This is a genomic window from Glaciecola siphonariae (assembly GCF_042652645.1).
Classification (GTDB): Bacteria; Pseudomonadota; Gammaproteobacteria; order Enterobacterales; family Alteromonadaceae; genus Glaciecola; species Glaciecola siphonariae.
The window spans coordinates 266,451-280,642 of sequence record NZ_JBHSGU010000005.1 but is presented as its reverse complement, the minus strand read 5'-3'; the positions used below and the strand labels follow the sequence as shown (position 1 = coordinate 280,642).

Sequence of the window (14,192 nt, the reverse complement as noted above, 5' to 3'; positions counted from 1 at the left end):
CTTTTGATATATGACCGTTAACTTATGAACAATGACATAATAATAAACAGTGACGGCATCGAGCAGCTGTCACTCGGACGCTTTACCGAAGACGCCTATCTCAATTACTCGATGTACGTCATTATGGACCGAGCGCTCCCCCACATTGGTGACGGCTTAAAGCCAGTTCAGCGCCGCATCATCTACGCCATGTCTGACTTGGGCCTGAGTAACAACGCAAAATACAAAAAGTCTGCGCGCACGGTGGGTGATGTACTGGGTAAATTTCACCCCCATGGCGATTCAGCATGTTATGAAGCGATGGTGTTAATGGCGCAGCCATTTTCGTACCGTTATCCGCTGGTAGATGGGCAAGGTAACTGGGGCGCACCCGATGATCCAAAGTCTTTCGCCGCGATGCGTTATACCGAGGCGCGTTTATCTAAATTTTCAGAAGTCTTGCTGACCGAGCTAGGGCAAGGCACTACTGATTGGTCGCCCAATTTTGACGGCACCCTGCAAGAGCCTAAAGTACTGCCGGCGCGTTTGCCGCATATTTTGCTTAATGGGGTCACCGGTATTGCAGTGGGTATGGCAACTGACATTCCGCCGCACAATGCAAGAGAGCTAGCGCATGCATGCGCTGAACTGCTCGACAATAACAAAGCCGAACTGTCAGATTTATTGGCCCACGTTCAGGGGCCTGATTATCCCACCGACGCCGAAATTATTACCCCTCGCACTGATATCCAAAAAATCTATGAAACCGGACGCGGCAGTATCAAAATGCGAGCGGTCTATCATGAGGACAACGGTGAGGTGGTGATCACTGCTTTGCCGCATCAAGCGTCTGGTGCAAAAATTCTAGAGCAAATTGCTGGGCAGATGCAGGCTAAAAAGTTGCCGTTTGTAAGTGACTTACGCGATGAGTCTGATCATGAAAACCCAACGCGCTTGGTGGTCACGCCGCGCTCAAATAGAGTAGACATTGAGCAGGTAATGCAGCATTTGTTTGCGACAACCGATTTAGAAAAATCATATCGCGTCAACATCAATATGATTGGTTTAGACGGTCGCCCACAGGTAAAAGATTTAAAAACCATTTTGAGCGAATGGCTCACCTTCAGAAAAGAAACCGTTACTCGCCGCTTACAGTATCGCCTAGATAAAGTATTGGCGCGCTTACATATTTTAGAAGGCTTATTGATTGCCTTTTTAAATATCGATGAAGTCATCGCGATTATTAGAAACGAAGATAAACCTAAGCCTGTATTGATGGAACGCTTCGGAATTTCTGATACCCAGGCCGAAGCCATTTTAGAGCTTAAACTACGTCATTTGGCCAAGCTTGAAGAAGTTAAAATAACCGGTGAGCAAGAAGAGCTCAGCAAAGAGCGTGATTCTTTAGAGCTATTGTTAGGCTCAGACCGACGTTTAAAAACATTGATGAAAAAAGAAATATTGGAAGCCGCCGAGATTTACGGTGACGACAGACGCTCTCCAATTATTCAGCGTTCAGAAGCCAAAGCCTTAACTGAAAAAGAGCTCGTTCCATCAGAAGCGGTAACTGTTGTCTTGTCTGAAAAAGGCTGGGCGAGGTGCGCTAAAGGCCACGATATTGATGGCGCAAGTTTAAGTTATAAATCGGGCGATACCTATTTGCACAGCGCCAAGGGAAGAAGTAACCAACCGGCGGTGTTTTTAGACTCATCAGGGCGCACCTTCTCGTGCGATGCGCATGCCTTACCCTCCGCAAGAAGCCAAGGTGAGCCACTTACCGGTCGATTTAGCATTGTCGGCGGCGAGCGCGCCGAATATGTGATTATGGCCAACGAGAAGCAAGCCTACCTAGTGGGCTCTGATGCCGGTTATGGCTTTGTTGGACATTTTGAAGACATGTTGACTAAAAACAAAGCCGGCAAAGCCTTCGTATCGCTACCAGTGGGCGCTAAAATTCTGTGTCCGCAACGTCTTATCAATCTAGAGACCGACTGGTGTTTGTGTATTTCGAATCAAGGCAGAATGCTCTTATTCCCATTAAAAGACTTACCCGTTTTAGGAAAAGGCAAGGGCAATAAGCTTATGAATATTCCGTCTGCAAAAGCGAAAACGCGCGAAGAATACCTCACGCATTTAGCCGTGGTGCCGGAAGGTGCGAGTGTGAAAGTGGTGGCTGGCAAGCGCATCATGACATTGTCGCAAGCCGATTTGCAGCACTATCACGGAGAACGTGGCCGGCGAGGTAATAAACTTCCGCGTGGATTGCAGAGAGTCGATGAGGTTGAAGTTGTTAGCAAGGCACCAGAGCCGGCAAGTGTTGATAATGCTGCTGATGTAAGCGCTAGCTTACCGCAAGAGGTCATTAAAAATAGTGATTCTGAAAATGTGGCACAAGATGCATCGAAAAGCGGTCCAAAATTTGATGTAGACAGCGATATTGCCGATAAAAATGCCGGCAATGACGATAATTAAGTCCTTATTAAAAGCGTTTTAGTATCTAATGAGCTATTTCAATTGGATATGTCCGGTATGTAAGCAGTTGCTAACATTATCTGGGAGGACGCTAAAATGCGACGGCCATCATGCGTTTGATATTGCCAAAGAAGGGTATGTGAATTTGCTGTTGGCACAGCATAAAAAAAGCAAGGCTCCTGGTGATAGTAAAGAGATGGTTGTAGCGCGACAGGCTTTTTTAGCCAGTGGCGCCTATGCGCCGTTGGCCGATGAGCTCGCACGTTTGGTGCTGTCGCATTTAGAAGCTGCGTCTTATGAGAAGACCGCCGACCAACAAGTACCCTTATTATTGGACCTTGGTTGTTCTGAGGGTTATTACTCCTCATACATTCAAGCGCTCGTTAACAAGCAATCGATAAATATGGACGTTGCAGGCTTGGATATTGCAAAACCTGCGATACAAAAAGCCGCACGTGCTCACCCCGGCAATCACTATTGTGTGGGAAGTAGCTTTGACATTCCGCTGCCAGACGACTCAGTAGACATCGCACTTCAAGTGTTTGCACCATCGAGTTCACAGGAGCTTGCAAGGGTGCTTAAACCTAATGCGCTTTGGATATGCGTGGAGCCCGCCCCTCAGCATTTACACGAACTCAAAGCATTTGTGTATAAGGATGTGCAAGTGCACGAGTCAAACGCCGAAGCGCCGGAGCATTTTGTTATTGAAGCTTCGCATACCCTTAGCTTTTCTTTTATGCTCGGCGATGCACAGAGTCGTCTTAATCTGCTTAAAATGACGCCTTATTACTGGCGAATATCTGAAGACAATAAATTACGCTTAAGTGAACAGTTGAGGCAATGCAGCGCAGACTTTTCGCTCAAGATATGTCGGGCACTTTGATGTATAGTAGCCACATTTACCACTTCAAAAGACCTTTTTATGCTATTAAATGACGTGTTGCGCCGACTGCGCTTTGCCCTTTCACTAGATAACAAAGCCACCATTAGCATTTTTAAGCTGGCCGGTTATGAGTTAGAAGAAAGCTATTTAAGCAGCATGATGAAAAAAGAAGATGAAGAAGGCTTTTTGCCCTGTCGAGACAAAACCTTGTCGCTGTTTTTAGATGGCCTTATTATTCAAAAACGCGGAAAGCAGGAAGGGCGCGAGCCACAGGTTTTGAAAGGCTCACAACGCTTAAGCAATAACGATATTTTGCGCAAGATTAAGATTGCCATGAGTTATCAGCAAGACGATATGCTTAAAATACTCCGAAACGGCGGCTTTCCTGCAGGTAAAAGCGAACTCACCGCCTTATTCAGAAAGCCTGACCATAGGAGCTATCGGGTATGCCAAGACCAACTACTGCGAAACTTTTTGCAAGGAATGGTAAAAACCCATCGACCCGATGTGCATAAAAAGGCCTAGTCTTTTCCCAAAATTTATCACCAGAACTTATCACCAAAATTTATAACAAAATTTAGCATCAAAACGTATTACCTGAACTTATCACAAGAATTATCAAATACATTCAATTGCAAATTACTTCCGTCATTACTGCGCAGGCAGTAATCTCCTTGATTAGTCAAGAGTGCTTAATAATGGTCGTCTGTTTCGAGTAGAGATAATGTGGTTGCCTTTTGGCCGATAATATTGACTGTTAACCTTATTTAACTTGTTCAAATATTAGATATGTTCGCTACATACAACCCAAATACTCATGAAAAATAAGTCGGTTTATCCCTACTTTATTGCTTTGGTGGGGAACATTCAATTTTTGGAGTCGACCATCGTCTAGCTTATAGTGACGCATAACATCGATTAGCGATTTTTGAACTAGCAATAAATCTTTATTTTTAAAAGGGGTAAAATCGAATTTCAGTAAACTAGCTTCATCAGTTAAGTAGCTGTATTCACCGCTTTTAGGTTTTATATTTACCTGCTTTATCTCATCTTCGTGCAAGGAAAAAAGACAAGTATCTTCCCTCTTTAAGGAATCTCGAAAGCTTAAACCGTCCGCAAACTCAGAAGATATCACATTTTGGGGGGCAAATAATTTTTCAGGTTTTAAGTCTTCATTTCGGCTAATACACGCAATTTTCTCTAACTCTAAACGACGAGCTTCGGAACTGTGAGAAGTATCCATAAATATGCTGGCATTAACAGCTTTACCCGACTCAAACTCACTTAACTCTAACGCACTTGCGTCTTTATATTCATCAGCCAATGATAACGTTGTTTGTTTTATTGAGCCGCCACTATATTCAATACTGTTTTGAAATCCTGGGCCGGAGTAAGGCGGCATGTTTGAGTTTGGCTCGTAAGATCGTAGACTTCTATCTAACATCCATATATTTGGGTTAAAAGCCCCTAGTTGACGATGTTTAACATCCCTTATCGCTCTATGCCTTAACACACGACCGCATGTTTGAACTAAGCCGCGATGGTCCCTAAACTCTGAAATGGCAAAATCAAAATCAAAGTCTCTTCCAGTATCTACAATTGGCGAGGCGAGCAAAATAAACACTATCTTTTTGGCGCCTTTGGCTTTTGCTTGCTTCTCTATCGTTTTCCAAGTCTCGGTATTGACCAAATCCTTGTCATCTTTGCGCTTTAATAACTGCGAAAATACAAATTCTTGATAAGATTTATGCGCATCAAAATGTTTGGAGTGGTAGCAAGCAAATTTAATTAAGGTATCCTCATTTTTAGTGATTGTTAGTTCATTATTTAATAACGCCAATGCCATCGGAATTATGTGTTTAACGTTGCATAGTTTGATCAGCCCAGTACTGAACTCTATTGCTTCGCCGTCTGCGCACAATATTTTGGTGCTGTGCACATCTGCGAGTTCAAGTGCTTTATCCAAAATACATTGATATGCACCCGCTATATGATCGCTTGGTAAGCAAAGCTGCGCGATGTAATGTTTTTGCTCAGCGTTTTTAGTGTCTCGCGAAAAGTCCGCGAAAAATGCATCTATATCACAAGTGTCTGATGCTTCAACTCGGTTTAGTTGTTCAAAGTGAGTAAATAAACCGATAAATACCTTGTTATTTTGAGGGCTCAGACCTTTTATTTTCAAATACTGCTCATAGCCGTATTGATACGCCTTTTTAATCAATGATACATGCTCCGGCGATAGCGTTGCCGAACTTATTAGTACTTTGTTTCCAAACATCGCGCTGACGGTTATCATTCTAACGATGGACAGTAACTGAATTTCAGAATAATTGTCTATTTCATCCAATATGATGTCGCTACTCATTAGGCGAATAAGATACTTTGAGGCCGTGCTTTTAGGTGAGTTCATGCCACTAATAAGATAATCAATAGTGCTGATTAAGATTGGCGAGCTTATGATGTCTTGAGTTTTTTTGAACCTGCCTTCGGATTTCAAAAAATCTGGAATTTTGTTGTCGATGTTAGCAAGTTTATGAGACAGTTCTGTTTCAGACTCTTCAAGCTCTAAAGCTTCAGCATTACTTAAATCATCATTAGCGTGATCATTCAACTCATCGCCTTTAGGGACATTCTGTAACTCATTAGTTTTATTTTTTTCGTGAATTTGTTTGGTAAGTGCACTTCCAATTATTCCAAGCATCGCACTATCGTCAAAGTTGAACATTGCTTTATATTCATCGAATGTCTGAAGGGTTAATGAGCGCATTCCAAGAAGATAACTTATGCGGAAGTTGCGATGATTATTAGCCTGACTCATGATTTTTAAATTTGCTACCGTTTTACCTGCGCCGGTTTTAGCAACAACAAAGCCAAGAAAGCCGCCTTTTTCAATGTAATCGATTTTTTCAAGCACGGCCTGCTGAGCAGAGTTTTGCCACTGAAATTTTGCTAGCCTCGCCGGTACTTTTTTTACGAGCTTTTTGGGAGATGTTTCAATGAAAGGCAAACTTGAAAAATCATTCTGAAAACTGGAATGAAATAAAAACCGAGCTGTTGTTCGGCTAAGTTTGGCGACACCTTGTAAATGCGAAACTAATGATTGATTAAAGGCATTTGTTGATTCTTTAACCCGATAAGTATTTGCAACCGGATTCCGATAAATACTAATGTCGGGCTCATTTACCACTTGTTTTGAAAAGTGTTGATCCGCTAACACTAATGATGGGCGACATATGAAGTGACTTAACATCATAAACAGATTTGGTGAAGCCAATAGGTTCTGCAAAGGCTTTGAGTCAAGCTTTTCACTCTCTTCGAAATACCCTTGTATTCTCTCAATCAAAGCGTCTAGCTTTTCTAAAATTCCTTTATTTTGCAGAATATATTCTTGTTTAGAAAAAAGTTGATATAAGCTGCCGTAGTCCTCAGATTCAAGGTCGCTCTGGTTTTGGTAAGTGTCTTTGAGTGACCGCTTTTTAAATGGCATTTTATGATGGCTTAAGATGAGGTAGAGCGAAGGGCTAAATACATGCAGCGTTTTTTTATGCCAGAGCTCAGGGATTTCAGCTGTATATAAATGCATATGTAATAGATCAATGCTTGCGCTATTGTCTTTAATTTCTGCTAGTTTTATGCGCAAATTGCTTAAGTACTCCAGAATCTCCCCTTCTGCTATCGTTGCTGAACTTACATCAGCAAGATTAAATATGCTTTTGCTGATTTGGTATGACAAATATTCATGTCTGACTGGGTCTGCGATAGGACCCGCTTTACCGTCAACAGCTCGTTTGATTTTTTCTTGAAAGTGAATGAAGTTTTTACCTAAATCGTGCAACAAAGCAGCAAGTTCGGTTTGAGTGATAAAAAACTGTCTGATTAACTTTATGTGATCTGTCATTGGCTCTTTGGGTCTTAGTTGATGGGTATATTTAAATGCAAAATTTCCCTCTTCATCATGATATAACTTGCTACCAACAATCCAAACCAACTCGAGCCTTTGGCGAGTAGATACCTTAAAACAAGCTATACAAGTATTTTTAGACGATACGTCGTTAAGCTTTGCTTGCAAGATATTGAGAGCTTCACTTGTGATAGCACCACTAAAAACATTACGTCCGATGTTAGGCAAATAGTTAGCTAAAACTCGGCTGGCTAGTTTTTTCGCTTTTTTAGCACTTTCATTAATGATGATCACATTCATAAAGGTCGAAATCCACGCTTGACATTTTTTTATTATAGCTCGATATTAATATAAAATAATATAGGAAGAAAAAATGCAGATACAAATAAATATTCCTAGGACTAAATTTCTTGAGCATCTGCGAATGAACGACACGCTTTTAAAAAAGAAAAGTGATGCTCTCGAAAAAGCTTTAGCAAAGAACTCAAGCCTTGTTGAAACCGGTGAGTCAAAAATTGACGATTATGTTAAGACACTCTATCGAAACGGTGTTGCTGTTGACGTGAGAAGTTCAAGTGTTCAGCAAGACCTTAATTTTTGGTTGCACCTTTCCTGTGTAGATGCACTAGAGAAACCGGAATTGGTGTTAGAAGAAAGCGCTGTCTTACTGAGTTTTGCTAGTTACAACGGGAAAAGCTTCCCAAACAATTTTGCAATACCTTCAAATTTTTCAAATCGCGGTTTTATTAACACTGGCGATAGTAGCTTTTTGGCTGAACCTATCGAATCTAGCCTAAAAGGCATTTCAAGTTCTACGCTAGGTTTGCAAACTAAAACGTTCAGTGCAGTAGATGGCTCAAATTCAAAAAAATATCGACACTTTAACCTGTTCATAAATGACGTCTCACTATTTTTGCATTTAAAAGAAAAGAGTGAGTTAAGTAGGTATATAAGTGATTCCTTCATCAAGTTGTTTGGGAAAGAGTACTGCCAAGACCTAAGTAAATACTTCACCAAGCCAAGTGAAATTACATATGTAGACGGCTTATCAAAACAAATCAATATTCCTTACAATGGCGGCTATATTTCTCTATCCCCCGTGTTTAATCACAATGTCCTGCCGCGCTTAAATCGCCTGAAATATGTAAAGCAAAAGCGTGCACATTTAACGAGTAAAAACTTAGGCGGCACGAAGCCAGGGAATATCTCATATACGGCTCTTCTAGAGGGAGGCTCCTTGACAAGTTTTAATATGTCCTTCCCAAACAAATCTTCGCTTAATCAACGAATGGAGTATTTATTTGCTACAAAAGGACTCATGGATTTAAGAGGATTGAAGCAGCAAATAACAACGTGCGTAGATTTGCAAACGAAAGAAGGTATAAACAAAGTCGTTAATTCCCTACGCAGCAAAATAGCAAGACAGCTTGTACGTTTCGCGAAATCACAACTGTCATCGCTGGCGCATTTTGAGCAGGATATTCAAAATGACCTTGTAGCGTGCTTAGTGGCATGGCAAAAATCCCCTAAGCAAGAGCAAATGAATTTAGCCGAATATCACGAGAGACTTTTTGACCTCATCATCTCGAATCTAAAAAGTTATCGACAAGTAGATGCGCAAAGCTTGTTAACACAAGAAATGAATATTGCTATTCGAAATGAGGTTATATCACATGGCTAGTTTATTTTTGGTAGCAAAGGACGTCACGGTAGATTCATGCAATGTGTCTACAAGTTACATGACCAACGCATTCCCCACGAGCGCAGTTATTGGGTTGATAGATGCGTTTCGCTTTTGGTTAGATAATTCAGCCTCTAAACATGGCCTTGATATTGGGTTTACTGAAGAAATGCATGACAGTCAAAAGTCAAAAGCATTCGCTATTGTAAAATCATTTTCGACCAACTTGGGTAAAAAAGCATTCCCTGCTTTTGCGAGCCAAGGTGGTAGCGCTCACAAAAGTATATCTCCTTCGGAACTTCAACTAAATGAAACAACTGCCAATATCCAAGCAAGCTTGGTGTTTGAACTAAAACTCACAGACGAGCTTGATAGTCTCGAAGGAGTAATCGAAGCATTCCGTCTGTTCTTACAACAAGCACGATTCGCAGGTGGGAAAATTACTTCTAGTCCAGTTGTAGAGGCTTTTGATAGCAGAGGCAACTTAGAAGAAGGTCTTTCAAAGGAAAAAGGCTGGGTCTTAAAACAAGCTTATGAGCGATTTGAAGAGCTAAGCGGTGAGCTTGGTATAGACCAAGCTATGCAAGAATTTTCATTTACTTACATTGATAAAGAAGCAGAAGGAAGTGCTCGATATTACAAAAAGCACAAGGGGTGGTTGTTCTTTAATCTTCAGGGCTATCAGTTCATAGGAGCACCAACTGAAAAAGACGGTTCACGAAACGGCCATCCACATGTATTCGCTGAGCCTGTTATTAATTTGAATGAGTTTGTTTATTTCAGAGCTGAAAATACCAAAGAATTGTTTTGGTATTGGGAGGAACATGAAAATTGTATTGAATTGACTCAATAAGACTATGGAATATTTGTGCAGCATGGATAGCTTTAAATCTCACTGCATAAGTGATTTAGAAATATATAATTTTTTATTAACTCTAATTTTTTCACCGCACAGGTGACTTAAAATAAAGGAATACGAGAATGGCTACAATTAAATTACCTTCGTTATTTTCAATAACGGGTGGAATCGATCCTACCCATGCATGTTTTTTCAGTTCTGAATCTGGCGCACCTGAAAGCAAAATTGCGCTCGACGTGAAACCAAGATCGCTCGTGGGCACCAAAGGGTCTTATTCTGAAATTGCCAAACTAACGCCAGATACAACTCCAGACTCAAATATACAGCGAGTAGACGGCTGTTTTTTACCCATTGAACACGAGTTTTTGCATGTATGCGGTGGCTTAAAGTTCGTAAATACTATCGACTCGATTAATAGCAACAACCCAGAAGTCATCGAAAAAACAAAAGCGTATTACGCTTCACAAGCGGCTCAAGATTCAATTGATGAGATTGCTAAAAGAACCGTTGTTAGGTTTTTGAATGGTAGTCCATTATTTAGAAACGCACGAGCAATTAATATTAAACTTATCGTCAATTACGATGGCGATACATTTACTCACGATGTTGATCATGATTTAAGTTTTGATGATGATTTACCGAATTATGCTCAATCGCTCGCAAACAGAATTTCAAAAGCGCTAAAGGGCAATATAAAAGACTTATTAACCTTAACTTACGAATACATTGTTGAAGTTGGTGCAGGCCAAGAAGTTTACCCATCAGAGGAGTTTGCAGAAGGCGAAGATGGCAAAATTTTGTTTCGAGTTCAAAAAGAGCAGGCAGGCTTGCATACACAGAAAGTAGGTAATGCCTTAAGAACAATAGACACTTGGTATGAAGAAAACACTTCACATCCCATACCCGTAGACCCATTTGGGCCCGATAAAAAATTTGGGCGCTTAAACCGTCGTTCAAATAACGTTTTTTCTCATTTTGAAAAAATGCTTTCTGAAAAGGAACTCACCCAACATGAACATTGCTATTTAACAGCAAGCATCATCAGAGGCGGTGTATATTCAGGAAAAGGTAAAAACGGATAACAGGAGTTTAGGATGAAGAAGCTAAGCTTGAAGTCAAAGTTTCCTGATGAAGACGGAATGTTTTTTCACAATAAAGTGTTTCGTTGTATGCATGGTTTTTTGCGAAAAACTCAAACAAAGATGCAGCTCGGGATCAGTGAGGCAAGGGATGAGCTGTTTTTTTACGCGCCCGAGGAACAACTAATTAACTTTCTGGCTCAGGCAGACATACAACAAATGATTGCTAGAAACATCTATAGCGATGAAATTTCAGAGTGTAGCGACTGCGAACAAATTTTATTGAGAGTAAATTATTTTTCACCGCGTAAAAAAGCAGTAAAAAAACTCGCTCATCTTAACAAAAGGTTTGAACATATCGATGAGGAAAAATCTGATGGAAAAGTCAGCCTCGGAGATTTCGTGACCCACTATGAAGCCCGCTTAAAGGAGAGCACTAGACTTACAAAGAGCACTGTCTATTTTATCGCTAAGAAAGACGGTCAAAATGTTTCAATTTTCGCTGAAAGAAAATTAGGAAATCCAAAGCAGACAAGCCCTAATTCCTATGGATTAGCAAAAAGAGATACGCCGAATGGACATTGACGTTTTGCCATCAAAACGCAGTGGACTCTATTTTCTAGAACACTGTAAAGTCAGCCAAAGTGATGAGCGCGTGACATATAGCATGCAGCGGAATCAAAACTTAACGCAGTTTTACTCCATTCCTGTTCAGAACACGAGTTGTATTTTGCTAGGAAGTGGTACGAGCATTTCTCAGGCAGCGGCGCGAATGCTTGGGGATGCAGGAGTGATGGTTGGATTTACTGGGGGTGACGGAACACCCCTGTTTATGGCCAGTCAGTCAGAGTATCGTCCAAATGAGTTTTTTTATGCATTTTTAGCAAAGTGGCAAGATGATCAATCTCGATTGGAATTGTCAAAGCAATTTCAGTATGCGCGCGCGAACTTTGTGAAAACCGCATGGGAAAAGTTTGGGTACGATAATGATGAGTTAATCTTTTATTGTAATGACTTTGCAAATCGTGTTGAGGCTGCTACAGACAATAAGCGTGTTATGGCGGCAGAAGCCAATTTTGCAAAAAAGCTTTATGCGTTAAATGCTAAGCATCTTGGTATTAAATTTAAGCGAGAACCTGGGAAAAAGGATAGGAGTGACGACTTTAACTCATTTTTAGACAATGGAAACTACCTTGCATACGGTTTGGCTTCGGTTGTTTTGTGGACTTACGGTATCCCCTATCAAATGGCAGTAAACCATGGCTTTACACGCAGAGGAGCCCTAGTATTTGATGTGGCCGACATTATAAAAGATGCAGTTATTATGCCTAGCGCTATGAAGTCGGCTTCCGAGGGCCTATTCCAAAGTGATATGCGTAAAAGTTGTGTAAAAAACATTAAAGACACAAGAGCCCTCGATTATTTGTTTACAGAAATTAAATCGATTGTTTTAAGTTAAAATTACAATATTTCTAGCCCTTGCGAAATACCTCATTAAATCAGCAACTTAGATAAATAGAAAAAATCATTCTATTTGTTTTCTTTTTTTGAAAAACACTTGCTCTTTAACAATTTAGAATTTATTTTTAATGTTAATCACCGCACAGGTGATTTAGAAAAATACTTTGCCGCTATCCCCCAAGACACAAAGGTTAATCACCGCACAGGTGATTTAGAAAGGATTTAGAAAACGGCGCGGGCGTGCAAATCGGTTAATCACCGCACAGGTGATTTAGAAAATTCAAAGTAGACGCAAACAGCAGGGTTTTCTGTTAATCACCGCACAGGTGATTTAGAAAACCTGTCTAAAGTGCGCTTTGAACAATGCAGGGTTAATCACCGCACAGGTGATTTAGAAAACTATTGCGAATGTTGCGGCCGGTAATACCGTGTTAATCACCGCACAGGTGATTTAGAAACAATTATCTCACTAAAGTGCGTCGATTCTTTAGTTAATCACCGCACAGGTGATTTAGAAATGTAGATGTTGCTGCTACTTTCTTTACGGGGTGTTAATCACCGCACAGGTGATTTAGAAATTTTATCTCAAAGAAGTCACCGGCCAGTATACGTTAATCACCGCACAGGTGATTTAGAAATTGTGCCGAAAGAAAGCGAAAACGCATACAACGTTAATCACCGCACAGGTGATTTAGAAAACCGCTTGACAGGCTTTGCGAAAAGCATCGACGTTAATCACCGCACAGGTGATTTAGAAACAACGTATACACTCTTGAGTTTGCTGGTTTGTGTTAATCACCGCACAGGTGATTTAGAAAGAAGGTGATGCGACGGTTGATTTTGGTAGCCAGTTAATCACCGCACAGGTGATTTAGAAATTATCAAGCGTGGAGATTGAAACCGTTAGCGAGTTAATCACCGCACAGGTGATTTAGAAACGCCTTATTTACTCGAAAAGACAGTATTTATAGTTAATCACCGCACAGGTGATTTAGAAAACTCTTGCCGAGCTAAGTTAGAGATGCCTTGTGTTAATCACCGCACAGGTGATTTAGAAAGATGCTACCAGACCATCGCGGTCTGGAATTTCGTTAATCACCGCACAGGTGATTTAGAAATATAGTAAGCCTAGGGTTTAGGGCGATATGCTGTTAATCACCGCACAGGTGATTTAGAAAAATGTCGCAGCGGGGGCAGATGTTACGCTCAAGTTAATCACCGCACAGGTGATTTAGAAAAACAATAAGCAAGCCCATCGCAACGATTGATGGTTAATCACCGCACAGGTGATTTAGAAATTACGATGCGTGCGTTACCGTTCGGGTAATAGGTTAATCACCGCACAGGTGATTTAGAAATTACGATGCGTGCGTTACCGTTCGGGTAATAGGTTAATCACCGCACAGGTGATTTAGAAACGCTTGTGTGTGGACGCAATACAAAGGTCAGCGTTAATCACCGCACAGGTGATTTAGAAACTATGATTTGGACACCATACGCATCGGATTTGGTTAATCACCGCACAGGTGATTTAGAAAAAAGCTCGAAGACCTGTATCAGACCCAAGTGTGTTAATCACCGCACAGGTGATTTAGAAAGCATGGCTGACGCGCTCAATACCGTATCGGCAGTTAATCACCGCACAGGTGATTTAGAAAGCCGCCGTGATGCTCACCAACATGGCGATATAGTTAATCACCGCACAGGTGATTTAGAAATTTAAAATAGGTGTGGCAAAGGGTGAAATGATGTTAATCACCGCACAGGTGATTTAGAAATGACGAAAGCCTGAAGACTGACAAAAACAAGAGTTAATCACCGCACAGGTGATTTAGAAAAGATAATTCAACTGTCACGGGCATGACCGAAGGTTAATC

Annotated in this window: 9 protein-coding genes and 1 CRISPR repeat array (1 of these 10 only partly in view); of the genes, 8 read left to right on the top strand and 1 reads right to left on the bottom strand. The window is 41.0% G+C overall.

The window, feature by feature from the left end; translation table 11 throughout:
* The first annotated feature begins 24 nt into the window (after window positions 1-24).
* The 3 genes from parC to ACFO4O_RS12430 are packed head-to-tail and all read left to right on the top strand — an operon-like array spanning window position 25 to window position 3,859.
* Window positions 25-2,451, top strand: a complete 2,427-nt coding sequence (gene parC / locus ACFO4O_RS12440) for a DNA topoisomerase IV subunit A (RefSeq protein ID WP_382409001.1) — start codon at window positions 25-27, stop codon at window positions 2,449-2,451.
* A 28-nt stretch (window positions 2,452-2,479) separates the two neighbouring features.
* Window positions 2,480-3,334: a putative RNA methyltransferase gene (locus ACFO4O_RS12435; protein WP_382408999.1), complete on the top strand. Its 855-nt coding sequence runs from the start codon at window positions 2,480-2,482 to the stop codon at window positions 3,332-3,334.
* Window positions 3,335-3,373: 39 nt separating this feature from the next.
* Window positions 3,374-3,859: a YehS family protein gene (locus ACFO4O_RS12430; RefSeq protein WP_382408997.1), complete on the top strand. Its 486-nt coding sequence runs from the start codon at window positions 3,374-3,376 to the stop codon at window positions 3,857-3,859.
* 271 nt (window positions 3,860-4,130) lie between these two features.
* Here ACFO4O_RS12430 and ACFO4O_RS12425 read toward each other — a convergent pair whose 3' ends face one another.
* Entirely contained in the window at window positions 4,131-7,535 is a 3,405-nt protein-coding gene (locus ACFO4O_RS12425) for a DEAD/DEAH box helicase (RefSeq protein ID WP_382408995.1), read from the bottom strand.
* Between the two features lie 73 nt (window positions 7,536-7,608).
* On the opposite strand from ACFO4O_RS12425, the gene ACFO4O_RS12420 reads away from it, so the two are divergent.
* The 5 genes from ACFO4O_RS12420 (at window position 7,609) to cas1f (ending at window position 12,313) form a co-directional block, all read left to right on the top strand.
* Window positions 7,609-8,916, top strand: a complete 1,308-nt coding sequence (locus tag ACFO4O_RS12420) for a hypothetical protein (RefSeq protein WP_382408993.1) — start codon at window positions 7,609-7,611, stop codon at window positions 8,914-8,916.
* A complete protein-coding gene (locus ACFO4O_RS12415) occupies window positions 8,909-9,769 on the top strand; it encodes a type I-F CRISPR-associated protein Csy2 (RefSeq protein ID WP_382408991.1) in 861 nt (286 codons plus the stop codon). The genes ACFO4O_RS12420 and ACFO4O_RS12415 overlap by 8 nt, the downstream gene beginning before the upstream one ends.
* A gap of 128 nt (window positions 9,770-9,897) precedes the next feature.
* The gene (locus ACFO4O_RS12410; protein WP_382408989.1) at window positions 9,898-10,857 is read left to right on the top strand and encodes a type I-F CRISPR-associated protein Cas7f/Csy3; all 960 of its coding nucleotides are present in this window, start codon (window positions 9,898-9,900) and stop codon (window positions 10,855-10,857) included.
* Window positions 10,858-10,869: 12 nt separating this feature from the next.
* Window positions 10,870-11,439: a hypothetical protein gene (locus tag ACFO4O_RS12405; protein WP_382408987.1), complete on the top strand. Its 570-nt coding sequence runs from the start codon at window positions 10,870-10,872 to the stop codon at window positions 11,437-11,439.
* Entirely contained in the window at window positions 11,429-12,313 is an 885-nt protein-coding gene (cas1f, locus tag ACFO4O_RS12400; RefSeq protein WP_382408985.1) for a type I-F CRISPR-associated endonuclease Cas1f, read from the top strand. The genes ACFO4O_RS12405 and cas1f overlap by 11 nt, the downstream gene beginning before the upstream one ends.
* A 132-nt stretch (window positions 12,314-12,445) precedes the next feature.
* Window positions 12,446-14,192: a CRISPR direct-repeat array (repeat unit 28 nt; unit sequence GTTAATCACCGCACAGGTGATTTAGAAA) (it continues 801 nt past the right edge of the window).